A 23,850-nucleotide genomic window follows, 5' to 3' on the forward strand; every position below is an offset into this window, starting at 1 on the left:
ATCTCCTGTTGCGAATGCCTCTGCTGCAGGCCCGCTTCGCGGAGCTGAACTACCGCGTGCTGGCGTGCGCTGAGGACGTCGCAGACGCGCATGGTGCCCGGGATGTCGGTGACTACGTCGCCCACGAAACCCGGCAGGCGCACGGCACGTTGGCCCGGGAGCTGAGGGCCGCGCGTGAACTCGACACCCGATGGCGTGTCCTTCAGGAGGCGCTGCGCGGCGGCAGGGTCAACCTTGCCCAATCCGTTGAGATCACGCGGGCGTTGAATGCGCTCCCGGCGGATCTGGACGCCAAGGTGTTGGCCGATGCCGAGCGGGTGTTGGTCGAGCACGCGGAACGGTTCACTCCACACGAGCTGCGCCGATTGGGCAAGCGGATCGTCGACGTCGTAGCGCCTGAGATCGCCGAAGCCCTTGAAGGTGAGCGGCTGGCCGACGAGGAGCGCTCCGCTCGGGAACGCCAGCAGTTGTCGTTGAAGCCCCAGGGTGACGGCACGACCCGGATCACCGGGCTACTCACCGATGGGTGCGCGAACCGGCTCGCCACCGCGTTGAACGCGATCACCAACCCCAGACGTGACCACCTCAGCGGCGGCCACTTTGATCCCGCGCCGTGTGGCTGCCAGCCGGACGGGGCTGGCAAGTACGGCGAATCGTGTGGCGACCTGGACTGCCCCGGCCACGATCCGCACGAACCGCTTGCCGGGAAGGCCAAACCGCTGCGGAAGCTTTCGACGCCGCACCGTAACGCGAGAGCCCTCAACACGCTGTTGGAGTCGTTGGATCCGAAGCGGCTCCCGCTGCATGGCGGTGATGCGACCACCGTGGTCGTGACGATCAGCCTCGACGCCCTGCGAACCGAGATAGGTACCGCCAGTATCTCCAGCCAGCGCGATGCCTGGGACGACCGCATCTCCGCCGGCGAAGCCAGGCGTTTGGCCTGCAACGCCGGGATCATCCCCGTCGTCCTGGGCGGCAAGTCCCAACCGCTCGATCTCGGCCGCACCCGACGCCTCTACAGCCCCGCCCAACACAAGGCGCTGGCGATCAAGCATCCGTACTGCCAGGCCGAGGGCTGTCGGATCCCCGCGACCTGGTGCGAGGCCCACCACCGAAATCCGTGGCAGTTCGGCGGCAACACCGACCTCGACGACGGCGAACTGCTCTGCGGCCGACATCACCATTACATCCACGACCCTGGCTACACGGTGGAACGCATGCCCTATGGCGGAATCCGCTTCACCCGCCGCATATAGGAGAAGGCTTCGCGAATGTGGGCCATGATGACCTCGTGGACCCTCGCCAGAAGAGCGCCTAGGGACGTCTGTTCCGCAAGATCGGTCTCTTCTTCCTCATCGGAGTCGCCCTCGGCATCGGGTGGATGCTGGTGGCGTTGGCCGCGCTCCTTCATCGGCTGATGACCGGCCCAACGAAGCCGGGCAAGCGGGCCAGCTTCTAGCCTCAGTCAGTGGTGCGGCCGAAGATGCCGAAGGGCCCGCGGGGGCGGGTTCGGTCAGGTACGTAGGTGAACCCCAGTCGCTGAAGTATCCGGAGGAACGGACCGGGATTCTCGATGCGCTTCCAATCTTCCTCGGAGATGTACGGCGCCCGGCCGAATACGAGTCGTCCGTCCCGGCGGTATGCGCCCATGTGGTCGGCGAAGCTGCGGCGACGATGGGTCATGGGGTGAGTCTAGAAGGCGTCGACCTGCCCGAGGAGGGTTTCGCACCGCTGAAGCAGCTCAGCGCGGATCGGCGCTGCCCGTTCCGCGAACTCACGCTGCGCCACGGCGTACGCCCGCTTGCCCTCAGGGGTCTCGATCTTCACGGGTGCCCAGTTCTCACCTTCGGACTCCACCAGCCCGGAGAGGTCGTAGGGCGAAGCACGCATGTCCAGGGCACGGATGTCCCAGGCCAGTTCGAAGGCCTGCACCAACAAGGACGACGGCAGCAGCGGCATCAGCCGGAAGGTGTGCTTGTAGAGGTCCATTCCGGCGTGCAGGCAGGCCGGCTGTTCGAACTCGGGGCGATCGAGCGGCCCTGGGGAGAGCGTGTTCAGTCCGACCGCCGGGGGAGTGAAGAACCGGTAGGCGTCGAAGTGGGAGCAGGCGATCCGGTGCGAGTCGACGACCTCGTCGGTGCCGGCTCCGCCGAGGCGCAGCGGCCAGGCCGCGTGTCGGGTCTCCTCCTCCGACTGCTGATAGACCATCGCCCACTCATGCAGGCCGAAGCAGCCGAAGTTGGGTGCCCGGTCCGCCGTCGCGCGCAACAGGTTCCGTAGACCCCGCAGGTTCCGTGCCTGCTTCTCGACGAACGCCGGTGAGACCGAGGCGACGCCGTCGACCACCCCATAGCCCTTGAAGTCGCCGTATGAGGAAGCGTCCGCCAGCCCGACGCCGAAGCCGGGATGCCAGCGGCGCAACTGCGCCGGTCGATACGAGTAATAGGTGAAGAGGAAGTCATGCACCGGGTGCTTCACGCCGCTCTGGCGCCGATCCAGGTGCGGCTCCAGCCAGGTGTCCACCCGCTGCGCGTGCGCCTGAGCAAGGGCACGCCACTTGCTCGCGGGCAGGACGTCGTTCACCCGCCAAGGGTAGTTGCAGGTGTCGGAAGTCGTTGGACGGCCTGCGCACTCGGTGCATCTGCCTACCGGGAGAAGGACCGCGGCTTCGTGGCTGCGCTGCTCCACGCCCACCGGTAGCGAGCACCGTGCTCGGAGACCGGCTGAACGCGGTGCCGGCGAGGTACGCGCCCCCCGGTGGAGCGCGCCCTCGCCTGGCGGTCGGGTGTCAGCGGCCCAGGGTGACCTGGTCGCCCTCCAGCGCCGTCACCGGCTTCGCGGCGAGTTCGGTGCTGCCGTCGGTGGCGACCCGGACCACGTACCAGGTGACGTCCAGGGTGCCGGCCCGCTGCTCGGAGACGAGGACCAAGGCATGCTCGTCGTCCTCCCAGACGGAGTTGCGGAAGAGCGGTGCCGGTCCGGCGGCGGAGCCCGGGTTGCTGAAAGCGGCCAGCGGTTGGGACCAGTCGGCCCCGAGGATGCCGAACTGGGTGTCACCTTCACCGCTGCGATAGGCCGGCACATAGGTGACGGCCGTACCGTCGGGGGAGAACTGCGCCGGGCCGACGTCACAGGTCCGCGCCTGCTGGGTGCCGTTCGGGGCGAAGACCGCCGTGCACTCACCGTCCACCGTGCTCTTCACGATCCGGGTGGTGAAACCCTGACCGTTGACGGCGTCGAGCGGCTCCATGGCGCGCGGGGTGGGGTCGGTGATCTCGCCGTCACGCCAGACCCTGCCGTCGCGCTCGTAGGTGGTGGGGTCGACCTCGTTGAAGTAGACCGCCCCAGCGTCGTCGATGCCGACCGGGATCGTCATCGGATTCAGCCCCCGGGCCACCACGGTGACCTCGCCGTTGGCCTCCAGGATCCGGAGCTCCTCGCCGGCCATCAGCAGCAGTTGGCTGCCGTCGCTGGACGACACCACGAAGCCGTTGGTCTCGAACGGTTCGCCCACGCTCCGTCCGTCGGCGTCCAGCATCAGCGCGGTGGCGGAGCTCTCTCCGCCGGCGTGGTTGATCGCCAGCCAGCCGTCGTGCCAGCGGTGCACCTCGCTGTACCCCTCGGGTAGCGCCAGGGCGCGTCCGTCAGCAGTGTGCAGGGTGCCGTCGTAGACCAGGTCGGCGTCGGCGTCCGCGCCCTTCTCCAAGGTGCCGGGCTCCAAGGTGGACGGCGGCGCAGCGGTTCCGCTGCCGGCGCTGAAGGTCGGTGCCGCGGCGACGTAGGTCGGGTCCGATCCGGCGTCACCGCCCAACGTGGAGACGGCGATGGTGGCAGGGATCCCGACGACGCCGACGGTGGTCACCACGGCGGCTGCGATCCGGCGACGGCGGATCCGCCCCGCCGTGCTGCGAACCGTGTCGAAGGTGACCGGGTTGGTGTCGGCGTGATCGGCGCGGGTGCGGAGCATCGCGCCCAGTTGGTCCTGGAAGTGGTCGTTCATCGCTCCTCCTCCCCGAGGGCTTCGGTGGTCTTCTGGGTGGGTGCGGACGGCGCCGCGGCCGTCCGTTCTCGCAAGGTGGCCAGGGCGCGACTCGCCTGCGACTTGACCGTGCCCGGGCTGATCGAGAGCAGGTCCGCGATCTCGGCCTCGCTGAGTTGTTCGTAATAGCGCAACACGATCACCGCGCGCTGGCGACGGGGCAGGGTCTGCAGCAGTTGCCACATCTCGTCCTGGGCACCCTCGTCGTAGGAGTCGGTGACGCCGTTGTGCTCCGGCAGCCGTTCGGCGGGCACCTCACGACGCTTGAACGCCCGGCGCCACAGCGTGTTGTGCTCGTTGACCATGATCCGGCGCGCATAGCCGTCGAGCGACTCGCGCTGGTTGATCTTGTGCCAGCTCAGGTACACCTTCGAGAGGGTCGTCGCGACCAGGTCCTCGGCGGTGTGGTGGTCGCCCGAGATCAAGTACGCGGTGCGCTGCAGGCTCGGCTGCCGCGCGGCCATCCACGCGCTGAACTCTGCATCTCGTGAAGCGTCACGAGAAGGCGTCATCGGCTCTCCCGCAATCGTTGTTTGCACCGTCATCACCATCCTTTCGCAGCCAAGACGCCATCGACACGGATTCGGTTGCAAAACGTGTGCGGAAATTTCCCGAAACCGATGAGTCGGCGTTGCCCCACCGCTGGATAGGGTTGGCAGTCAGGCTCGTTAACGATGGAGGCAGAGCGTGCAGCAGGTACAAGCAGTCGTCGCGTTGGGCAAGGGTCAGCCGGTCACGTTGACCACGATCAACATTCCCGACCCGGGACCGGGCGAGGCTGTGGTGAAGATCCAGGCGTGCGGGGTATGCCACACCGATCTGCACTACCGCGAGGGTGGGATCAATGATGATTTCCCGTTCTTGTTGGGGCATGAGGCGGCCGGTGTGGTGGAGTCGGTCGGTGCCGGCGTCACCGATGTGGCGCCGGGCGATTTCGTGGTGCTGAACTGGCGCGCGGTCTGTGGTGAGTGTCGGGCCTGCAAGCGGGGTGAGGCGCAGTACTGCTTCAACACCCACAATGCGACGCAGAAGATGACGCTGGCTGAAGACGGCCGCGAACTCTCGCCCGCGCTGGGGATCGGTGCGTTCGCCGAGAAGACGCTGGTCGCAGCCGGTCAGTGCACCAAGGTTGACCCTGAAGCACGGGCGGCCGCGGTCGGCCTGCTGGGCTGCGGCGTGATGGCCGGCATCGGTGCGGCGATCAACACCGGTGCGGTGACCCGTGGCAAGTCGGTCGCGGTGATCGGCTGCGGTGGCGTCGGGGTGGCCGCGATCGCGGGGGCGGCGCTGGCGGGTGCCAGCCCGATCATCGCGGTCGATATCGACCCGAAGAAGTTGGCGAAGGCGAAGGAGATGGGCGCGACCCACACGGTGGACTCCTCCCAGGTGGACCCGGTGGAGGAGATCAAGCGGATCAGCGCCGAGACCTACGAGGGTGCCGATGGCGCGGACGTGGTGATCGAGGCGGTGGGTCGACCCGAGACCTGGAAGCAGGCCTTCTACGCCCGCGACCTGGCCGGCACCGTGGTCCTGGTCGGTGTGCCCACCCCGGAGATGAGCATTCCGGAGATCCCGCTGATCGACGTCTTCGGGCGCGGCGGTGCACTCAAGTCCAGCTGGTACGGCGACTGCCTGCCGTCGCGGGACTTCCCGATGCTGGTCGACCTTTACCAGCAGGGTCGGCTGGACCTCGACGCCTTCGTCACCGAGGAGATCGGGATCGGCGACATCGAGGCCGCCTTCGAGAAGATGCACCACGGCGACGTGCTGCGCTCGGTGGTGGTCTTCTGATGGCGGCACGTGTTGACCACGCCGTCGTCGCTGGCACCTTCTCCCTGGACGGGGAGACGTTCGACGTCGACAACAACATCTGGGTGATCGGCGACGACGCCGAGTGCGTGGTGATCGATGCCCCGCACGACGTCGACGCGATCTTGGCCGTGGTGGGGGAGCGGACCGTCCGCGCGATTATCTGCACCCACGCCCACGACGACCACGTCCGGGTCGCCCCGGCGTTGCGTGAAGCAGTGGTGGCGCCGATCCTGTTGCACCCGGACGACAAGCCGGTCTGGGAGCTGACCCACCCCGACGAACTGTGGGACGTGGATCTGGCCGACGGCCAGACGATCACGGTTGCCGGGATCGAGCTGAAGGTGCTGCACACGCCGGGCCACGCCCCGGGCGCCGTCTGCCTCTACGCGCCCGAGCTCGGGTGCGTCTTCACCGGCGACACCCTCTTCAATGGTGGCCCCGGCGCGACCGGTCGCTCGTTCAGCGACCGGCCGACCATCGAGGCGTCGATCCGGGAGAAGCTCTTCGCGCTTCCCGGCGAGACCGTGGTCCACACCGGCCACGGCGACGACACCACCATCGCCGCGGAGGCGGCCCTGCTCGGCTGAACCGTTCGAGGTCTGGCGCTGGTCCGTTACTTGCGGGCCAGCGCCAGTCCGATTCCGAGGGCGATCATCGAGCTGCCGCCGGCGACGCCCAAGGTCTCGGAACGGCGCGGGGAGCGGGCGAACCAGTCGCGGAGTTGGGCGGCGACCACGGCCCAGACCGAGTCGGAGACCAGCCCCAACAGGACGGCGACGGAGCCTAGGACCAACATCTGCAGGGTGCTGGAACCGCCGCTGGTGTTCAAGAACTGCGGCAGCAATGCGGCGAAGATGAGGAAGGACTTGGGGTTGCTGACGCCGACGATGAACCCCTGCCGGATGGCGGTCCGGGTACTGATCGCTGGGCCGTCGGCGCCGGCCTGCTCGGGGTGGAACTCCTTGCGGTGCATGATCGCCTGGATCCCGAGCCAGATCAGATAGGCGGCACCGACCACCTTCAATACCGTGAAGGCCATCGCCGAGGTGGTGACCACCGCGCCGAGCCCGGCGGCCACCAGGATCAGGACGAGACCCAACCCGAGCGTGTTGCCGACGACAGTGGCCAACGCCACCGCCCGGCCGTGTGCGAGCGCGCGGCTGATCGTGAAGACCACACTCGGGCCCGGAATCACGATCACCACGAACGCCGTGGCTGTGAAGCCGACGAGCTGCTCCCAGGTCAGGTTCATGCCGAGCACACTAGGCCCATCGAGGCCCAGAGTGCTCGGCATTTGTCGGACGCCGTCAGATCAGGCTCGGCGGCCTCGGCCGGCTGCCAGCAGAGCGACCCCGCCGCACAGGATGAGGACGCCGAGCAGCGCGCCGCCCATGAGCCAGGTCGGAGCACCGGTCTGGGGCAGCGACCCTGAGGTCGTCGACGCGCCCAGTACGCCGGAGGCCGGCGTGGTGGGGGACTCCGACGGCGACGGTGAGTTCGACGGGCTGGGCGACTCCGAGACCGACGGCGACTCGGACGGCGTCTCCGAGGGAGTCTCGGTCGGCGTTGTGAAGACGTTGGTTGCCGTCACCTCGATCGTGCTGGGGCTCTGAGCGGTGACCTCGACGACGTTGCCCGGCGTGAACCGCACCTCGGAAGCTCCGCCGTCCTCGGTCTCGGTCAGGGTGCAGCTGGCGCCTACCGGCAACCCGCCGGTGGTGCTCGGCTCCTGCTCAGTCACGGTCACCGTTTTCGGGAACCCGGCCAGCGGGCTGCCTTCGCGCAGACAGGCGACCTCGAACTCGAAGGAGGTGGCGGTGGTCTGGCCGTCGATCGCCTTGACCAGACGCAAGGAACGCAAGCGGGTCCCTTCGCCGCTCCCGCTCCCGCCGTAGAGCGTCACGGTCTCCTCGGCGGACCAGCCGGTGGAGCCGACGACGTCATTGCTGAACCGGTCGCCGCTCTTCGCGTCGGCCGGCAGGTTGAGCCGGTAGGAGATCACGTACAGGTTCTCGGTGCGGTCCGGGAGTTGACCGAAGACGACGGTGATCGTGTGGCTGGCGGCGTCGCTGGTCACCGTGTACTGGGACGCCGGCACTGGTGTGTGGCCGGACGCCCAGTTCTGCGGGTCCCAAGCGCTCTTGGCGATCTGGCGCACCTGCACGGCGCCGGCCAGGCTCATCCGGGCGTCGAACGTGTCCACGATCTCGGTGCGCGTCGCGTCCAGATCCTCGCCGGGCACGACGACATAGAAGGTGGCCACGGTGCCCTCGGCGTTGGTCCAGCCGAATTTCTCCGGCTTGGTGGGCGCGGGGGTGCCGCCCTCGGGGACCACGCCGCCACCGGGGATCGGCGTCTGGATCTCGACGCCCGTCCCGGTCTCGAAGAGGAAGTCGTCGGCGTCGGTGGTCTGGTTGGCCTGTGCCCAGAAGCTGAGCGCGCCGTGGACGCCGTCATGGGTGGCCACATAGTCCGACAGCGTGCAGGTGATCGCCTTGGGACTCATCACGCAGGTGCCGACCACGCTGTCGTCGTCGGCGAGCAGGTCGAAGGTGCCCGCGAAGATGGTGAGGTCGCCGGGGGTGCCCGGCGGGATGGCCAGCGAGAACGTGTCTCCGGGTTCGGCGCTGTCCGGCACCTGCCAGGTGGCCTCCATCGCGAGGCGTTCGTAGCGGTTCACCTCATCGGTCTGTGTGGTGATGGTGACTGCGGTGATCGCATCGAGCTCGTCTGCGCTGGCCGACGGTGCGGCTGCCAGCACCGCGACCATCGGGACCAGCAGCATCACGAATGCCGCCCCCCAGCGGCTCCAACGCGGTGTGGTGTTGATCGACATCTCTCTCCCCCTGAGTCGTCGCGATCCGGACTCGGACCCTTCGGGAACAGGACGGTGGGTCGGTGCCTGCGTGATGGCAGAAGAGCGCAGCAGGGTGCGAGATACCCCAAATTGGGGATGAACGAGGTCGCCGCCGTTCGTTGGTTCGGGCAAATTGACACTAGAACCGTGACAGTTTCACTGGCATGGTTAGCGCATGTACCCGGGAACGTGGGCAGAGAAGACACCTGACAAGCCGGCACTGATCATGGCGGGCAGCGGACGAACGCTGACCTACGCCGAGCTCGATGAGCGCAGCATCCGCCTCTCGCGCCACCTCTACGAAGCCGGTCTGCGGCCCGGTGACGTGGTGGCGTTGCTCTCCGACAACACACCGGAGACCTACGAGGTCTACTGGGCAGCGCTCCGCTCCGGGCTCTACATCACGGCGGTCAACCACAATCTCGCAGCCGACGAGGCTGCCTACATCGTCGGCGACTGCGGCGCTAAGGCGCTCGTCGTCTCGGCCGCCAAGCGTGACCTGGTGACCGAGATGGACCCGCAGCTCGACGTCGCCGAACGGCTGGCCTACGGCGGTGAGGTCCCTGGGTTCGCGGACTACGAGACGGCGTTGGCGGCGGCGTCCGCCGAGCCGCTGCCCGAACAGCCCCACGGCGACGACCTGCTCTACTCCTCGGGGACCACCGGGCGCCCCAAGGGGATCAAACTCCCGTTGCCCACCTACTCCGTCGACGAGCCGGGCTACCAGTACGTGGCGATCTTCGGCACCATCTACCAGTTCGACGAGAACACCGTCTATCTCTCACCGGCCCCCGTCTACCACGCGGCTCCGCTGCGCTTCGGCGGCGTCGTCCATGCCTTGGGCGGCACCCTGGTGATGATGGAGAAGTTCGACCCCGAGGCCACCCTCGCCGCCATCGACACGTTCCAGGTCACCCACACCCAGATGGTGCCGACCATGTTCGTCCGCATGCTCAAGCTGGACGACGACGTCCGCGGGCGCTACGACACCTCGTCGCTGCGCTACGTGGTGCACGCGGCTGCGCCGTGCCCGGTCGAGGTCAAGCAGCGGATGATCGACTGGCTCGGCGAGATCATCTACGAGTACTACGCCTCCACCGAGGCCAACGGCGCCACGATGATCGACTCCGCGCAGTGGCTTGCGCACCCGGGGTCGGTCGGCGTCCCGCTGCTGGGGGTCGCCCACATCTGTGACGACGACGGCAAGGAACTGCCGACCGGCGCCGTCGGCACCATCTACTTCGAGCGTGACGGGGTGCCGTTCAGCTACCACAACGACCCCGTCAAGACCGCCAGCACGCAACACCCGCAACACCCGAACTGGACCACGGTCGGTGACCTCGGCTACCTCGACGACGAGGGTTACCTCTACCTGACCGACCGCAAGGCGTTCATGATCATCTCCGGGGGCGTGAACATCTATCCCCAGGAGATCGAGGACCTCTTCACCCTGCACCCGAGCGTGCTGGACATCGCGGTGATCGGCGTGCCCGACGAGGAGATGGGCGAGCGCGTGGTCGGCTTCGTCGAGGTCGCTCCCGGCATCGAGGCCTCACCGGAGCTCGCCGACCAGCTCACCAGCTACGCCCGCGACCGGCTCGCCCACTTCAAGGTGCCGCGCGAACTGCACTTCCTCGACGAACTGCCCCGAACGCCCACCGGGAAGATGGTCAAGGGCAAGCTCCGTGACCTCTACGGAAGGCTCTGAGATGGCGCGCAACGACGGCTACTTCCCACCCGGCTCGCTGCTCCGCCACGTGCAGCAGCACCGCGCGGTGGGCCAGACCTACGGTCAACGGGCGTTGATCATCGGCGCAACCCATCCGGTGCCCTACGTCGGCACCAGTTCGTCGACCAACGCCAAGGAACGACCCTTCATGCGGCTCTCGGCCACCGCTGAGGCGTTCGAGTCGGTCTTCTTCGGCGACCGTACCGAGGCCGATAAGACCCTGGCGATGGTGCACAACATGCACACCAAGGTGCGCGGCACGCTGGCTCAGGACGAGGGGATCCACACCGCCGGAACTCCGTACGACGCCTTCGACCCGGAGCTGATGCTCTGGACGATGGGTGTGCTCGCCGACTCCTCGCGAGTCTGCTTCGAGGCGTTGGTCCGCCCGCTGACACCGTCCGAGCGTGAAGAGCTGTGGCAGGACTGGATCCGGTTCGGCGAGCTCTTCGGGATGCCCCGATCGGTCGCACCGCCGACCGCGCGCGAGTTCCACGCCTGGCTCTACGGACATCTCGACGGCCCTGCCTTCCACGTCACCGAGGAGGCTCGGGTGGTCGGCCGGGCGATCGCCTACGACATGCCGGTCCCGCTCGGCATGCGCGCCGGCGTCAGCGGCACCAACCATGTCGTGGTGGGCCTGCTGCCCCAGCGCGTGCGTGAGGCGTTCGGGATGAGCTGGTCGCCGGTCCACGAGGCCGCGTTCCGGGGGATCGCGGCCGGCGTCCGGGCGTCACACAAGGTGGTTCCGGACCGGCTGCGGCTCGGGCGCAACACCGAACTGTTCCGGATCGTCAGCTCGACCGAGCGGAAGATCATCGCCGCCGGTGGCCGGTCGATGGTGCTGCCCGGAGCCGCGTAGCCCTTGGCAGATGTGATCGCGGGGCTACTGTGGCGAGCATGGAATTTCGATACCTCGGTAACAGTGGCTTGAAGATCTCGGAGATCACCTACGGCAACTGGTTGACCCACGGGTCGCAGGTCGAGAACGAGACGGCCAACGCCTGCGTGAAGGCAGCTCTCGACGCCGGCATCTCCACCTTCGACACCGCGGACGTCTACGCGAACACGGCGGCAGAGACGGTGCTGGGCAACGCGTTGGCGGGCGAGCGCCGCGAGTCGCTGGAGATCTTCACCAAGGTCTACTGGCCGACCGGGCCGGGCGGTAAGAACGACACCGGCCTCTCCCGCAAGCACATTATGGAGTCGATCAACGGTTCGTTGACCCGGCTGAAGACCGACTACGTCGACCTCTACCAGGCGCACCGTTACGACGTGGAGACGCCGCTCGAGGAGACGATGCAGGCGTTCGCCGACGTCGTCCGGCAGGGCAAGGCGCTCTACATCGGCGTCAGCGAGTGGACCGCCGACCAGATCCGGGCGGGTGCCGGACTGGCCAAGGAGCTGGGCTTCCAGTTGATCTCCAGCCAGCCGCAGTATTCGATGCTGTGGCGGGTGATCGAGCCCGAGGTGGTACCCACCAGCGAGGAGCTCGGCCTCTCCCAGATCGTCTGGAGCCCGATGGCGCAGGGCGTGCTTAGCGGCAAGTACCTGCCGGGGCAGCCGCCGCCTGCCGGGTCGCGCGCCACCGACGAGAAGGGCGGTGCCGACATGATCTCCCGGTTCATGAAGGACGACGTCCTGGCCGCGGTGCAGAACCTGCGCCCGATCGCCGACGACGCTGGTCTGACGATGGCGCAGTTGGCGGTGGCCTGGGTGTTGCAGAACCCCAACGTCGCCTCGGCCCTGGTCGGTGCCTCGCGCCCCGAGCAGGTCCACGACAACGTCAAGGCAGCCGGGGTGAAGCTGGACGCCGAGATCATGCAACGCATCGATGCCGCGCTGGGTGACCTCGTGGAGCGCGACCCGCGCAAGACCGACGCGCAGGTACCCGCCACCCGCGTCGTCTAGCCCTCGGCGGCTGTAGCTGCGCCCTCGGGCTAGAAGGGGGCGACGAGGAGGGCGACGCCGGCACCGTTGAGGCGGGTAAGGACCAGCGTGCCCTCCTCGTCCCCACGCAGGGCGAGCCGCTTGCGGAGCTGTTCGGGGACGATCTCGACGCCCCGCTTCTTGATCGCCAACTTCCCGATCCCGCGTTCGCGGAGCGCTGCCTTGAGCTGCTTCTCGCGGTAGGGGAGTTGCTCCAGCACCCGGTAGCTCTTGGCGTACGGGGTGGTGAACGCGGCGTCGCTGGTCACCCAGGCGATGTGCTCGTCGATCAGCCCGCCGTTCACCCCGGCCGCCACTGCCGTGACCAGCCCGGCGCGGATCACCGCACTGTCCGGTTCGTAGACGAACTCACCCAGGTCGCGCACCGGCCGCGGCTCACCCTGGAACGGGTCGTCGTCCTCGGTGAGCGTGGCCAGGCCGCTCGCGGTGATCACCGTGGCCCGACGCCGGGCGCTGGCGAACCGGCCCGACCACAGCGCCGCCTCCTTCAGCTCGCCGTTGTCGCTGACCCACTCCGCCTCGACGTCCTCGGGGATCAGGTCGTGGTCGATCCCCGGGGCCACCTTCACCACCCCGTCGCGGGTGAGCAGGGTCTGCACGAAGCTCCAGGACGGCGTCCACCCTTCGACGTCGAAGACCCGGCCCCGGTCGCTGCGTCGCGCCGGGTCGGCGAAGGTCGCCCCGAACGGCGACAGATCCAGAGTGGTGCCGTCGGCCACCGCGACCGCGCCACCGAGATCGAGCGCCGCCAGGTTGGCGCGGGCGATCTCCACCCGTACCGGGTCGAGGTCGACACCGGCGACGGTCAGTCCGGCCCGGGCGAACGCGATCAGGTCGCCGCCGATCCCGCAGCCGAGGTCGATCACGCTACTGGGGCCGGCCATCGCCAGCCGGGTTGCGCGGTGGGTGGCCACACGAAGACGGGTGGACTGCTCCAACGCGTCCGGGGTGAAGTAGAGCTGCACCGCGTCGGCGCCGAACTTGGGCACCGCAGCGACCCGCAGCCGGACCTGGGTGAGTGCCGCGGCGGCTCGGTCGGCGTCGGGCTCCTGCTTGCGGACGGCGGCCGCCGTCCGGATCGGGTCACCCTGGTGGTCGGCGTAGGCATCGGCCGCCACGGTCAGCAACTGTTGGCCCGCATCGGTGAGCAGCCAAGCGAAGGTGGTGACGTCCATGGTCCCGATTCTCGCAGGGTTGAAACCGCGCATTCGGGGCAGGATGCGCTCATGCCTGACACCGCCGACCCCCAGCCCGCACCGCCGCCCGCTCGCCGAAGCGCGATGCTGGTCGCGATCGTCCTGGTGGCGGCCCTCGTCGGTGCCGGGATCTGGATCAAGCAGCGTCCTGAAGCCGCCGAGCCGGGGACCCTGATCCCGGCGGCCAACGCGGCGCGGCCCGCCACAGCCGCTCGGTTCAGCACTCCTGGCGGCGCCGTCAGTGTGTTGGTGACGCCCCCGCGTCGCCAGGTCGAGGCAGCGGACTACGGCTCCCAGCAGCCGCGGATCGCCCGGGGAGACCGGTTCATCGGCATCGACGTCCGGGCTTCGGAGGCGGTGCGACCGCTCCTGGAGGCGTCGCTGATCGCAGATGGCCGCTCCTACCCGCTCGACGCGCTCAAGGACGAGGAGTATTGGGTGGTGGTGGAGGGGACCGGAGGGAAGTTGGCCGTCGAGCTGAGCTACGACGGCGATCGTCAGCGCGTGGACCTGGCCACGGGCAAGCGCGAGCGTGGACTCGCAGTGGGGCTCGACCAGCGGTACCAGGTCACCTCCTGTTCGGTGACCGCCCGGGACCCGAGCGGCGTCTCCCGGCCGGTCCATCAGAACTGCCCGGAGTTGATCCTCAATGTCTCCACCTGGGACACCACCCGGGGCTGGGTGAGTGATCCCGGTGAACGGTGGGTCAGCGTCGCGCCGGCGCCGTACGGAGTGGTGCAACGGATCGGCAGCTGGCGGAGTCTGGACATCACCAGCGGCGGCGCGTTGACGGTGAACGGCGAGGTGGCACAGCCCGGCGAACGGGGTGAGGTGGCTCGGGTCACCGGCGACCCGAAGATCGTGGAGGTCCGATATCGGGCCAGCCCCTATGACGGGGGCGTCTGGCGCGTCGTGGTCCGCGCCGAGATCGAGAAGGTGGCCCGATGAGGCGCCGTCGTCTGATCGCTGTCCTGGTCGTGCTGGTGATGGTGGCGACCGGGCTCGGGCTGTGGTGGTGGAACCGCGACGACGACCCGCGCGTCGAGGTCGGCGACGTCCTGGTCGGCGCCCAGATCGACGACGTCGCGTTCGACCAGCAGGTTCGGTTGCCTTGGGCGCAGGCCGTGGTCCGGGTCGGGGATCCCGTCGACGCCGTGGGCCTGCTCGATGCGCGGGTCCGGGCTCCGCGTGACGGCTCCCTGGTGGCGGTCTCGGTGGAGTTCGGGGACGCCTTGGCGCGACCGCTCCGTCCCGGGGTGGCGCTCACCCCACCGCAGTTCACGCTGCTCGCCGACGGTCGGGAGTATCCGCTGCCGGACCTGGTCGAGGACGCGATGCTCAGCGGTGGGTCCTATCTGATGGCCGACTTCGCGAGGTTGGTCGCGGTGGAAGGCAGCGATCCCGAGCTGGCCGTGCGGATCAGCTTGGCGGGCGAGTCGATGGAGGTGAGCGGATCCGGGACCGCACCAGGACGGTTCGCCGAATTCGACGCCCTCGGTCCGCTCGGCTCGGAACGCTCTGAGTCGCTCGACTGTGGTCAGCCGACCCTGGAGCGCGGCAGCCGGGTGGTGGGGGAGAAGGAGTGGATGCGTGGGAGCTGCGAGCGGCGCGGGCAGCTGCGTACGCCGTTCATCGACGGCCTGGGCTGGGCGGAGCCGGACCACGAGTGGGCGGTCCTCGAGGTCACGGCAGGTACGCCTCAGCGGCTGGCCCGCGACGGCGTGGTGCTGCGTCCGGAACGGGACACCCGCGACGCGATCACGCTGCGTGCTACCGGTGCGGGCGACGTCCGGTATCGGGTGGAGGCACTGCGCCCGGGGCCATGGCAGGACGGGCGGCAGTACTTCTTCGCGGTCGAGGTGCCGCGTGGCGAGTCGGCGCAACTGCGGGTGCAGGTGCGGACCGCGGCGAGCAGTGCCGAGGAGAGCTACCGCGACCTCGGCGGGTCCGTCTTCACCTGGCGGTTCGAACTGCCGATCTGACGCCACCCTGGCACTCGCTGGCCCTGAGTGCTAACGTCTGTTCTGGCACTCTCCCCGTGAGGGTGCCAGTGCTTGCGAAGTGTGCGACCCCCGCGACGGCGTACTCCCAGCAAGCTCAGACGTCGGCGGGCAGACCCGCCATTTCAGGTTCACCCGAACAAGAAAGTGGAGGTTGACTGTGTCGGTCAACATCAAGCCTCTCGAAGACCGCATCGTCGTCAAGCCCCTCGAGGCTGAGCAGACCACGGCCTCCGGCCTGGTCATCCCGGACACCGCGAAGGAGAAGCCCCAGGAGGGCGAGGTCATCGCCACGGGTCCCGGTCGCATCGACGACAACGGCAACCGCGTTCCCCTCGACGTTGCCGTGGGTGACAAGGTCATCTACAGCAAGTACGGCGGCACCGAGGTCAAGTACGCCGGTACCGAGTTCCTGATCCTCTCGGCTCGCGACGTTCTCGCTGTCGTTTCCTGATTCTCTGATCGTCCCTGACGAATTGGCTACCAACCACGTGTTGCAGCCGGTTCGTTAGGGACGATCGCTTTATCCCCAAGGAGAAGCAATGCCGAAGATCCTGAAGTTCGACGAGCAGGCTCGTCGTTCACTGGAGCGGGGTGTCGACGCACTCGCCAACGCGGTCAAGGTGACCCTCGGTCCCAAGGGCCGCTACGTCGTCCTGGACAAGAAGTGGGGCGCGCCAACCATCACCAACGACGGTGTCACCGTCGCGCGTGAGGTGGAGCTGGACGACCCGTTCGAGAACCTCGGTGCGCAGCTGACCAAGGAAGTCGCCACCAAGACCAACGATGTTGCCGGTGACGGCACCACCACTGCCACCGTGTTGGCACAGGCGATGGTGCACGAGGGTCTGCGCGCGGTTGCGGCCGGCGCCAACCCGATGGGCATCAAGCGCGGCATGGACGCGGCGGCCCAGGCCGTCAGCGACGCTCTGCTCACCGCCGCCCGCGAGGTGGAGTCCAAGGACGACATGGCCAACGTGGCCACCATCTCCAGCCGCGACGCCCACATCGGCGCCCTGCTGGCTGAGGCGTTCGACAAGGTCGGCAAGGACGGTGTGATCACCGTCGAAGAGTCCAACACCATGGGCACCGAGCTCGAGTTCACCGAGGGCATGCAGTTCGACAAGGGCTACAACTCGGCGTACTTCGTCACCGACCAGGAGCGTATGGAGGCCGTCCTCGACGACCCGTACATCCTGCTCGTGCAGGGCAAGATCTCGGCTGTCGCCGAGGTCCTCCCGGTGCTCGAGAAGGTCATGCAGAGCGGCAAGCCGCTCTTCATCCTGGCCGAGGACGTCGAGGGCGAAGCGCTCTCCACCCTCGTGGTCAACAAGATCCGTGGCACCTTCACCTCGGTCGCCGTCAAGGCTCCCGCGTTCGGTGACCGCCGCAAGGCGATCATGCAGGACATCGCGATCCTGACCGGCGGACAGGTGATCGCCGCTGAGATCGGTCTCAAGCTGGACCAGGTCGGCCTCGAGGTGCTGGGCCGTGCCCGCCGCGTCGTGGTCACCAAGGACAACACCACCATCGTCGACGGTGCCGGCGACGCCGCGCAGGTCGAGGGTCGGGTTGCCCAGATCAAGGCGGAGATCGAGAACACCGACTCCGACTGGGACCGCGAGAAGCTGCAGGAGCGCCTGGCCAAGCTGGCCGGTGGCGTCTGCGTGATCAAGGTCGGCGCTGCCACCGAGGTCGAGCTCAAGGAGAAGAAGCACCGCATCGAGGACGCCGTCTCCGCGACGCGCGCCGCGATCGAAGAGGGCATCGTCCCCGGCGGTGGTTCGGCTCTGATCCACGCCGTCTCGGTGCTCGAGGGTGACCTCGGCCTGAGCGGCGACGAAGCGGTCGGCGTCCGGGTGGTCCGTAAGGCCGCCGACGAGCCGCTGCGCTGGATCGCCGAGAACGGTGGCGAGAACGGCTACGTCATCACCACCAAGGTGCGCGAGCTCGGTGTCGGCGGTGGCTACAACGCTGCCACCGGCGAGTACGGCGACCTGGTCGCCCAGGGCGTCCTGGACCCGGTCAAGGTGACCCGTTCGGCACTGATCAACGCGACCTCGATCGCGGGCATGCTGCTCACCACCGAGACCCTCGTGGTGGACAAGCCGGAAGAGGAAGAACCCGAGGCCGCCGGCCACGGCCACGGTCACGGACACGGACACTGAGCCCCGTTCCGTCACCAGCACCCGACCCGTCTGGGGCCCTGCGCCCCAGGCGGGTCGGCCTGTTTCTCGTGCTGGTGGCCAGTCTCAGCATGCTGGGGCCGTTCAGTATCGACACGGCGTTCCCGGCGTTCGCGCAGATGCGCGGCGACTTCGAGGTCGGTACCGCCGAGATGCAGTGGGTGGTCAGCGCCTACCTGCTCGCCTTCGCGGCGATGAGCCCCTTCCACGGTCCGCTCTCGGATGCGGTCGGGCGCAAGCCGGTGATGGTCTGGGGCGTGGGCATCTATGCGCTCGCCTCGGTCGGCTGCGCGCTCTCGGTCTCCTTGGAGATGCTGCTGGTCTTCCGGGTGCTGCAGGGGTTGGCGGCCGGTGGTGGCGTGATCGTCTCGCGCACCTTGATCCGCGACGTCTTCGACGGCGCGGAGGCCCAGCGACTGATGAGCATCACCGTGATGATCTTCGGCGTCGCCCCGGCGGTGGCGCCGATCGTCGGCGGTTGGTTGCTGCAGTTGGGGGCCTGGCCAGTGGTCTTCTGGTTCCTGGCCGTGGTCGGACTGTCGCTGAGCGCGAGTGTGGCGCTCTGGCTGCCGGAGACCCACCCGCCGCACCGACGGATCCCGTTCCGGTTCGTGGCGATGCTGCGTGGCCTGACGATTCCGGCGCGTGACCTCACCTTCCACCGCGTGGTCTGGTCGGCAGCGCTCTCGTTCGGCGGTCAGTTCCTCTACATCGGCGCGGCCGCGATCTTCGTCGTCGACCTGCTGGGCAAGGGCGAGCTCGACTTCTGGATCTTCTTCGTACCGATGATCGGCGGCATGGTGCTCGGCTCGTTGCTGAGCACGCGCGCCGCAGGCCGGGTCAGCGGACGCCGACTGATCACGATCGGTCTGATCGCGGCAGCGGTCGGTTCCGTGCTCAACGTGGCACTGGCGATCGGACCGACCGAGGCGGTGCTCCCGTGGGCGGTACTGGGCCCGGCGGTCATCGCCTTCGGCTCGGGGACCGCTTACCCGTCGCAGCAGCTCGCCGTCCTGGACCTCTTCCCACAGGTCCGGGGGAGCGCGGTCTCGTTGTTCAGCTTCTGCACGCTGGTGCTCAACGCCGTCACCACCGCCCTGCTCGCGCCGCATGTCACCGACTCGGTGCTCCATCTCGCGTTGGCCGCCGCGGTGATGGTTTTCGCCGGGCTCGCGCTCTGGCTGTGGCACCTGCGTTCGGTGCCTGCGTCTGTGGCAACCTCTGCCTAGACCCGACGTGTGGCGAGGCCGGTCTCAGCTGAGGCCGGCCTCGTTCAACACGGCCTGGGCGGTCTGGCTGTCCAGGGTGATCGTGGCGAAGAGCCGGGCGCTCCGTTCGGTCATCTCGAGCGCGCTCACCTCCGGGTGGTCGAGCCACCAGACCACGAGGGTGTCGAAGACCGAGGCCCAGACGGCGGCCAGCGCGTCGGCGTCCAGCGGATCGGCGTTGCCGGCCGCGGCGAGCATCTCGGCGATCCCTTCGGCGCCGCGCTCGGTCAGCCGTGCGGTGTACCGGCTGACGGTGGCGTCGAGCTCGGCGCTCGGCGGCCGGGTGGCGTCGAAGAAGAGGCGCCAGATCCAGCGCCGGTCCTCCAGGAGTTCGAAGACTCCTTCCAGGGTGACCAGGGCGCGGGCCAAGCCGACCTGCCCGGCTTCGGCGGTGCGGTCGATGTCGTCGGCGATCAGATCGCCCGCGTAGCGAAGGCAGGCGCCGAAGAGCCCTTCCTTGGAGCCGAAGTAGTTGTAGATCAGCGGCTTCGAGATCCCTGCTGCGTCGGCGACGTCGGCCATCGAGACGGAGACGTAGCCCGCTTCGCCGAACGCTCGGCAGGCCAGCGCCAGGATCTCGGCCTCGCGGACCGCGCGGGGCACACCCTTGGAACCGGCGCGGGGCCGGGGAGACGTCATGGTCCGCACCCTATCCAACCGATATGAACCAGTGGTAACTTACCCAAGAGTCATATTGGAGGATCGATGTTGGACGAGTTGCTTGACCCAGCGAAGAACCCGATCGCGTATGCGGTGCCGTTCTTCGTCCTCACCATCATGTTGGAGTTGGCCGCGCTCAAGTGGCTCGACCATGACGACAACGTCACCGGCTACCACTTCCGGGATGCCAGGACGAGCATTCTGATGGGAGTCGGATCGCTGTTCTTCTCCACGGCGTTCAAGGTCGGCAGCTTCGTCGTCTTCAGTGCCGTCTACTTCTGGTGGGCGCCGTGGCACCTCGACGTCGGTGCCTGGTGGTACTGGCCCGCCCTGCTGCTGGCGCTCGACCTCTCCTTCTATGCCAGCCACCGCTTCGTGCATCGGGTCAACGTCGGCTGGGCGGCGCACCAGGCGCACCACTCCAGTGAGTACATGAACTTCGCTACCGCGCTGCGCCAGAAGTGGAACCCCTGGTTCGAGCTGATCTTCTGGATGCCGCTGCCGCTGCTGGGCTTCGCTCCCTGGACGATCTACGTGGCCTTCTCCTTCAACCTGATCTACCAGTTCTTCGTCCACACCGAGACGATCGATCGGCTGCCGCGCCCGATCGAGTTCATCTTCAACACGCCCTCGCACCACCGGGTGCACCACGGCTCCGACCCGGAGTACCTCGACCGCAACTACGCCGGCATGCTGATCGTCTGGGATCGGATGTTCGGCACCTTCACGGCCGAGCGGCAGCGGCCTCGGTACGGCCTGACGAAGCCCGTCGACACCTACAACCTGCTCAAGCTGGAGTACGGCGAATACGTCATGATCGGCCGCCAGGTCCGCGGCGCGAAGAGTTGGCGCGAGCGGCTCGGCTACCTGTTCGGCCCGCCCGGATGGCAGCCCGCCGCCGGTGCAGCCGGATCGGGCAGTGGGGACGTTGCGACGGCAGCTGTGACAGCGCGCGCATCTTCACAGACCTGAAACATCGCTGACCCCTCTCGGCAACGGCAGCAGGTCACGCTGGTAGCTCGAAGCTGTCGACTGCACAGGAGCGAACCATGTTGTGGAGAGTGCGGACCACCCTTCCCGAGCAGCCCGGCGCCCTCGCTGCGCTGGCCACCGCGTGCGGAAAGGCCGGCGTCAACATCCTGGCGATGCAGATCTTCCCCGGCGTCGACGCCGTCACCGACGAGTTCGTGTTGCGTACCGCCGACGGATGGAGCGAGGCGAACGTGGTCGCGCTGGTGGAGCGTTCAGGGGGCGCTGCCACCAGTTGCCTGCCGTGTTCGGAGGAGGCGCTGGTCGACCAGCCTGCGCGACACGTGCGGGCTGCGCGTGCCGTGCTCGCACAGCCGGCCGCCTTCCCGGACACGGTGGCCAAGCTGCTCGACGCCGAGGCCGAGCCCACCCTTGACGACGTACGTAGGGACGTCATGGAGCTCGCCGTCGGGGAGGTGACCGTGCAGATCTGGCGGGCAGCACCCTTCACCCGGACCGAACACGCCCGCGGTGCCGAGTTGGCGGGGCTCGTTGCCGAGGTGCTGGAACGCGGTCGACTTGCCGCACCGGTGGTGCCGGTGCCCGGGCGGCGGCTCAGCCCCGGCGATGCGCCGCGGTACGAGGTGCGGCAGACGTCGGTGGCGGCGACGGTCAACGGGACCGTTGTCGCGCTGGCTGCGCTCGGAGTCGCAGATCTGACCCCGGGGGTGCGCGAGTGCACGTTGCGGGTGGACCCGGCCTGGCGGCGTCGGGGGATCGGGACGCGGCTGCTGGCCGAGGCGGCACGGCTCGCGGGCGGGTTGGGGCTGGAGGAGCTCTCGCTGCGGACCAGTGCTGACAACCAGGCGGTGCTTCCGATGGTGCTCTCGGCGGGGCTTCGGGCGCGGATCAAGATGTCGGCCGATCTGCTGACGGTGCAGGTCCCTGTGCGCCAGCTCACAGCTCCAGGCTGATGTGGGGAGGTTGGTGATCGGCTACTAGAATCGGCGAGGTGGAGATCCCTGAGAAGTTCGCGTCCCTCGGCCTGACCTACGACGACGTCCTGCTGCTGCCGGGCGAATCTGACCTCGCTCCGGACGAGATCGATACCACCACCCGGCTGACCCGGGAGATCTCCATCAAGGTGCCGCTGCTGAGTGCGGCGATGGACACCGTCACCGAGTCCCGGATGGCGATCGCGATGGCGCGCCAGGGCGGGATCGGCGTGCTGCACCGCAACCTGTCGATCGACGACCAGGCCTACCAGGTCGACCTCGTCAAGCGGACCCAGACCGGGATCATCTCGAACCCGGTGGTGATCGGCCCGGACGCGACCTTGGAGGACCTCGACCGGATCTGCGGCGAGTACCGCGTCTCCGGCGTCCCCGTCGTCGATGCGGCCAACAAGCTGATCGGCATCATCACCAACCGCGACCTGCGCTTCACCCCGGTCGCCGAGTGGTCGACCCTCAAGGTCTCCGAAGTGATGACGCCGATGCCGTTGATCACCGGCCCGACCGGGATCGACCGCGACGACGCCACCGCGCTGCTTCGCGCCCACAAGCGTGAGCGCCTGCCGCTGATCGACCCGGACGGCACGCTCACCGGCCTGATCACGGTCAAGGACTTCGTCAAGAGCGAGCAGTTCCCCAACGCCTCCTACGACGGCGACGGCCGGCTCATGGTCGGTGCCGCGATCGGCTACTTCGGTGACGCGTGGGAGCGTGCCGGGCGTCTGATCGAGGCCGGTGTCGACGTGCTGGTCGCGGACACCGCGCACGGGCACGTGCACCTGCTGCTCGACATGGTCCGTCGGCTCAAGACCGACCCGGCCACCAAGCACGTCCAGGTGATCGGCGGAAACGTCGCGACCAAGGCCGGTGCCCAGGCGTTCGTCGACGCCGGCGCGGACGCGATCAAGGTCGGCGTCGGTCCCGGCTCCATCTGCACCACCCGGATCGTGACCGGTGTCGGCGTGCCGCAGGTGACGGCTGTCTACGAGGCGTCGCTGGCGGCCAAGGCGGCCGGCGTCCCGGTGATCGCCGACGGTGGCATGAAGCACTCGGGTGAGATCGCCAAGGCCCTGGTCGCCGGCGCTGACTCGGTGATGCTCGGTTCGCTGCTCGCCGGTTGCGAAGAGTCGCCCGGCGACCTCGTCTTCGTCAACGGCAAGCAGTTCAAGGCCTACCGTGGCATGGGCTCGCTCGGCGCGATGAGCAGCCGCGGCAAGAAGTCCTACTCGAAGGACCGTTACTTCCAGGCCGAGGTGACCAGCGACGAGGAGCTCGTGCCCGAGGGCATCGAGGGCCAGGTCGCCTACCGTGGCCCGCTCGGCGCCGTCTCGCACCAGCTGATCGGTGGCCTGCACCAGTCGATGTTCTACGTCGGTGCCCGCACCATCGGCGAGCTGCAGGAGAACGGCAAGTTCGTCCGGATCACCTCGGCCTCCTTGAAGGAGAGCCACCCGCACGGCGTCCAGATGACCGTCGAGGCCCCCAACTACTCCGGCAGCTAGCCGAACCGTCAGGCATACGCCCCGAACCGTCAGGCATACGCCCCGAACCGTCAGGCATACGCCCCGAACCGTCAGTTCTGATCCCGACCTGGGTAGGAGCTGACGGTTCGGCGCTTCTAGGTGACGGTTCGGCGCGTGCTGGTGACGGTTCGGGGGAGGTGCATGCGCTGGTGCTCGATGCCGCCGTCGTCGAAGGGATCGCCGACGGCGACGAACCCGTAGCGGGCGTAGAGCGTGACCAGGTGGCTCTGGGCTTCGAGGGTGGTCGGGGTGTCGGGCCAGTGCAACCGGGCATGGTGCAGGGCCTCGGCGACCAGGGCGTCGCCCAGTCCGCGGCCGCGGGCGATCGGCGCGATCACCACCCGGCCCAGATGGACGTCGTCGTCGATGACGCCGGGGCCGAGGATCCGCGCGTAGGCCAGCAGGTCCTCGCCCTGGACGCCGCGCAGGTGCAGCACGGACGGCGACAGGTCGTGACCGTCGACGTCGAGGTAGGGACTCTGCTGCTCGGCGACGAAGACGGCGCAGCGCAGTTCGAGCGCTTGATGCAGCTCGGCGGCGGTGAGCTGATCGCCCGGCGTCAGCTGCCAGTGGTGGGACGACTCGTTCGACACCCACTCACTGTCCCACGTCGCGGATAGGGCTCGCCCGAATCGGTGTAGTCGCCAC

The 23,850-nt window shown here is 68.2% G+C and carries 23 protein-coding genes; 14 read left to right on the plus strand and 9 right to left on the minus strand.

The features are described 5' to 3' along the window. Positions 1-14: 14 nt before the first annotated feature. Positions 15-1,256, plus strand: a complete 1,242-nt coding sequence (locus ACLM5J_RS17055; protein WP_413657682.1) for a DUF222 domain-containing protein — start codon at positions 15-17, stop codon at positions 1,254-1,256. A gap of 205 nt (positions 1,257-1,461) precedes the next feature. Here ACLM5J_RS17055 and ACLM5J_RS17060 read toward each other — a convergent pair whose 3' ends face one another. The 4 genes from ACLM5J_RS17060 to ACLM5J_RS17075 all read right to left on the minus strand — a co-directional run bounded on the left by ACLM5J_RS17060 (position 1,462) and on the right by ACLM5J_RS17075 (position 4,584). Next, positions 1,462-1,683 (minus strand): hypothetical protein, encoded by a 222-nt coding sequence (locus tag ACLM5J_RS17060; RefSeq protein WP_413657683.1) that lies wholly within the window; start codon positions 1,681-1,683, stop codon positions 1,462-1,464. A gap of 9 nt (positions 1,684-1,692) precedes the next feature. Beyond that, the gene (locus ACLM5J_RS17065; protein ID WP_413657684.1) at positions 1,693-2,583 is read right to left on the minus strand and encodes a 3-methyladenine DNA glycosylase; all 891 of its coding nucleotides are present in this window, start codon (positions 2,581-2,583) and stop codon (positions 1,693-1,695) included. A gap of 205 nt (positions 2,584-2,788) precedes the next feature. Then, entirely contained in the window at positions 2,789-4,000 is a 1,212-nt protein-coding gene (locus ACLM5J_RS17070) for a hypothetical protein (protein ID WP_413657685.1), read from the minus strand. Further along, positions 3,997-4,584, minus strand: coding sequence for a SigE family RNA polymerase sigma factor (locus ACLM5J_RS17075; RefSeq protein ID WP_413657686.1), 588 nt, complete (start codon positions 4,582-4,584; stop codon positions 3,997-3,999). The genes ACLM5J_RS17070 and ACLM5J_RS17075 overlap by 4 nt, the downstream gene beginning before the upstream one ends. A gap of 142 nt (positions 4,585-4,726) precedes the next feature. On the opposite strand from ACLM5J_RS17075, the gene ACLM5J_RS17080 reads away from it, so the two are divergent. Further along, a complete protein-coding gene (locus tag ACLM5J_RS17080) occupies positions 4,727-5,830 on the plus strand; it encodes an S-(hydroxymethyl)mycothiol dehydrogenase (RefSeq protein WP_413657687.1) in 1,104 nt (367 codons plus the stop codon). Then, complete coding sequence (locus ACLM5J_RS17085; RefSeq protein WP_413657688.1) at positions 5,830-6,438, plus strand: MBL fold metallo-hydrolase; 609 nt, start codon at positions 5,830-5,832, stop codon at positions 6,436-6,438. Before ACLM5J_RS17080 ends, ACLM5J_RS17085 begins: the two co-directional genes overlap by 1 nt. Positions 6,439-6,464: 26 nt before the next feature. On the opposite strand, the gene ACLM5J_RS17090 is transcribed toward ACLM5J_RS17085, so the two are convergent. Together ACLM5J_RS17090 and ACLM5J_RS17095 are read right to left on the minus strand one after the other, a co-directional pair. Beyond that, positions 6,465-7,103: a LysE family translocator gene (locus tag ACLM5J_RS17090; RefSeq protein WP_413657689.1), complete on the minus strand. Its 639-nt coding sequence runs from the start codon at positions 7,101-7,103 to the stop codon at positions 6,465-6,467. A 60-nt stretch (positions 7,104-7,163) separates the two neighbouring features. Then, a complete protein-coding gene (locus ACLM5J_RS17095; RefSeq protein WP_413657690.1) occupies positions 7,164-8,687 on the minus strand; it encodes an Ig-like domain-containing protein in 1,524 nt (507 codons plus the stop codon). A gap of 196 nt (positions 8,688-8,883) precedes the next feature. On the opposite strand from ACLM5J_RS17095, the gene ACLM5J_RS17100 reads away from it, so the two are divergent. The 3 genes from ACLM5J_RS17100 to ACLM5J_RS17110 are packed head-to-tail and all read left to right on the plus strand — an operon-like array spanning position 8,884 to position 12,348. Continuing rightward, positions 8,884-10,416, plus strand: a complete 1,533-nt coding sequence (locus ACLM5J_RS17100) for an acyl-CoA synthetase (RefSeq protein WP_413657691.1) — start codon at positions 8,884-8,886, stop codon at positions 10,414-10,416. Position 10,417: 1 nt separating this feature from the next. Further along, on the plus strand, positions 10,418-11,299 hold the full coding sequence (locus tag ACLM5J_RS17105; protein WP_413657692.1) for an oxygenase MpaB family protein: 882 nt from the start codon (positions 10,418-10,420) through the stop codon (positions 11,297-11,299). Between the two features lie 38 nt (positions 11,300-11,337). Next, a complete protein-coding gene (locus ACLM5J_RS17110) occupies positions 11,338-12,348 on the plus strand; it encodes an aldo/keto reductase family protein (protein ID WP_413657693.1) in 1,011 nt (336 codons plus the stop codon). Between the two features lie 29 nt (positions 12,349-12,377). On the opposite strand, the gene ACLM5J_RS17115 is transcribed toward ACLM5J_RS17110, so the two are convergent. Continuing rightward, positions 12,378-13,562 carry a THUMP-like domain-containing protein gene (locus ACLM5J_RS17115; RefSeq protein ID WP_413657694.1) on the minus strand — a complete coding sequence of 395 codons (1,185 nt, stop codon included), beginning with the start codon at positions 13,560-13,562 and terminating at the stop codon, positions 12,378-12,380. A gap of 51 nt (positions 13,563-13,613) precedes the next feature. Between ACLM5J_RS17115 and ACLM5J_RS17120 the strand changes: the two genes are divergently transcribed. From ACLM5J_RS17120 to ACLM5J_RS17140, 5 genes are all read left to right on the plus strand, one after another. Continuing rightward, entirely contained in the window at positions 13,614-14,531 is a 918-nt protein-coding gene (locus ACLM5J_RS17120; protein WP_413657695.1) for a hypothetical protein, read from the plus strand. Next, positions 14,528-15,565: a hypothetical protein gene (locus ACLM5J_RS17125; protein WP_413657696.1), complete on the plus strand. Its 1,038-nt coding sequence runs from the start codon at positions 14,528-14,530 to the stop codon at positions 15,563-15,565. The genes ACLM5J_RS17120 and ACLM5J_RS17125 overlap by 4 nt, the downstream gene beginning before the upstream one ends. A 178-nt stretch (positions 15,566-15,743) precedes the next feature. Beyond that, entirely contained in the window at positions 15,744-16,037 is a 294-nt protein-coding gene (gene groES / locus ACLM5J_RS17130; protein ID WP_413657697.1) for a co-chaperone GroES, read from the plus strand. A gap of 88 nt (positions 16,038-16,125) precedes the next feature. After that, complete coding sequence (groL, locus tag ACLM5J_RS17135) at positions 16,126-17,751, plus strand: chaperonin GroEL (RefSeq protein ID WP_413657698.1); 1,626 nt, start codon at positions 16,126-16,128, stop codon at positions 17,749-17,751. Between the two features lie 74 nt (positions 17,752-17,825). Next, positions 17,826-18,998, plus strand: coding sequence for a multidrug effflux MFS transporter (locus tag ACLM5J_RS17140; protein ID WP_413657700.1), 1,173 nt, complete (start codon positions 17,826-17,828; stop codon positions 18,996-18,998). A 24-nt stretch (positions 18,999-19,022) separates the two neighbouring features. On the opposite strand, the gene ACLM5J_RS17145 is transcribed toward ACLM5J_RS17140, so the two are convergent. After that, a complete protein-coding gene (locus ACLM5J_RS17145; RefSeq protein WP_413657701.1) occupies positions 19,023-19,676 on the minus strand; it encodes a TetR/AcrR family transcriptional regulator in 654 nt (217 codons plus the stop codon). Between the two features lie 69 nt (positions 19,677-19,745). On the opposite strand from ACLM5J_RS17145, the gene ACLM5J_RS17150 reads away from it, so the two are divergent. The 3 genes from ACLM5J_RS17150 to guaB all read left to right on the plus strand — a co-directional run bounded on the left by ACLM5J_RS17150 (position 19,746) and on the right by guaB (position 23,181). Beyond that, on the plus strand, positions 19,746-20,669 hold the full coding sequence (locus ACLM5J_RS17150) for a sterol desaturase family protein (RefSeq protein ID WP_413657702.1): 924 nt from the start codon (positions 19,746-19,748) through the stop codon (positions 20,667-20,669). Positions 20,670-20,746: 77 nt separating this feature from the next. Next, positions 20,747-21,640, plus strand: coding sequence for a GNAT family N-acetyltransferase (locus ACLM5J_RS17155; RefSeq protein ID WP_413657703.1), 894 nt, complete (start codon positions 20,747-20,749; stop codon positions 21,638-21,640). 38 nt (positions 21,641-21,678) lie between these two features. Then, entirely contained in the window at positions 21,679-23,181 is a 1,503-nt protein-coding gene (gene guaB / locus ACLM5J_RS17160) for an IMP dehydrogenase (RefSeq protein WP_413657704.1), read from the plus strand. Between the two features lie 116 nt (positions 23,182-23,297). Here guaB and ACLM5J_RS17165 read toward each other — a convergent pair whose 3' ends face one another. Next, positions 23,298-23,795, minus strand: a complete 498-nt coding sequence (locus ACLM5J_RS17165) for a GNAT family N-acetyltransferase (protein ID WP_413657705.1) — start codon at positions 23,793-23,795, stop codon at positions 23,298-23,300. Positions 23,796-23,850 lie beyond the last annotated feature (55 nt).

Origin of the sequence: Nocardioides sp. Bht2, assembly GCF_047308515.1 — a bacterium.
Classification (GTDB): domain Bacteria; phylum Actinomycetota; class Actinomycetes; order Propionibacteriales; family Nocardioidaceae; genus Nocardioides.

What these genes read in the sequence shown, in the direction of transcription:
- ACLM5J_RS17055 (WP_413657682.1), top strand. Translation starts at nt 15, where the DNA reads ATGCCTCTGCTGCAGGCCCGCTTCGCGGAGCTGAACTACCGCGTGCTG.
- ACLM5J_RS17060 (WP_413657683.1), bottom strand. Translation starts at nt 1,683, where the DNA reads ATGACCCATCGTCGCCGCAGCTTCGCCGACCACATGGGCGCATACCGC.
- ACLM5J_RS17070 (WP_413657685.1), bottom strand. Translation starts at nt 4,000, where the DNA reads ATGAACGACCACTTCCAGGACCAACTGGGCGCGATGCTCCGCACCCGC.
- ACLM5J_RS17075 (WP_413657686.1), bottom strand. Translation starts at nt 4,584, where the DNA reads ATGACGGTGCAAACAACGATTGCGGGAGAGCCGATGACGCCTTCTCGT.
- ACLM5J_RS17085 (WP_413657688.1), top strand. Translation starts at nt 5,830, where the DNA reads ATGGCGGCACGTGTTGACCACGCCGTCGTCGCTGGCACCTTCTCCCTG.
- ACLM5J_RS17090 (WP_413657689.1), bottom strand. Translation starts at nt 7,103, where the DNA reads ATGAACCTGACCTGGGAGCAGCTCGTCGGCTTCACAGCCACGGCGTTC.
- ACLM5J_RS17095 (WP_413657690.1), bottom strand. Translation starts at nt 8,687, where the DNA reads ATGTCGATCAACACCACACCGCGTTGGAGCCGCTGGGGGGCGGCATTC.
- ACLM5J_RS17100 (WP_413657691.1), top strand. Translation starts at nt 8,884, where the DNA reads ATGTACCCGGGAACGTGGGCAGAGAAGACACCTGACAAGCCGGCACTG.
- ACLM5J_RS17105 (WP_413657692.1), top strand. Translation starts at nt 10,418, where the DNA reads ATGGCGCGCAACGACGGCTACTTCCCACCCGGCTCGCTGCTCCGCCAC.
- ACLM5J_RS17110 (WP_413657693.1), top strand. Translation starts at nt 11,338, where the DNA reads ATGGAATTTCGATACCTCGGTAACAGTGGCTTGAAGATCTCGGAGATC.
- ACLM5J_RS17115 (WP_413657694.1), bottom strand. Translation starts at nt 13,562, where the DNA reads ATGGACGTCACCACCTTCGCTTGGCTGCTCACCGATGCGGGCCAACAG.
- ACLM5J_RS17120 (WP_413657695.1), top strand. Translation starts at nt 13,614, where the DNA reads ATGCCTGACACCGCCGACCCCCAGCCCGCACCGCCGCCCGCTCGCCGA.
- ACLM5J_RS17125 (WP_413657696.1), top strand. Translation starts at nt 14,528, where the DNA reads ATGAGGCGCCGTCGTCTGATCGCTGTCCTGGTCGTGCTGGTGATGGTG.
- groL (WP_413657698.1), top strand. Translation starts at nt 16,126, where the DNA reads ATGCCGAAGATCCTGAAGTTCGACGAGCAGGCTCGTCGTTCACTGGAG.
- ACLM5J_RS17145 (WP_413657701.1), bottom strand. Translation starts at nt 19,676, where the DNA reads ATGACGTCTCCCCGGCCCCGCGCCGGTTCCAAGGGTGTGCCCCGCGCG.
- ACLM5J_RS17155 (WP_413657703.1), top strand. Translation starts at nt 20,747, where the DNA reads ATGTTGTGGAGAGTGCGGACCACCCTTCCCGAGCAGCCCGGCGCCCTC.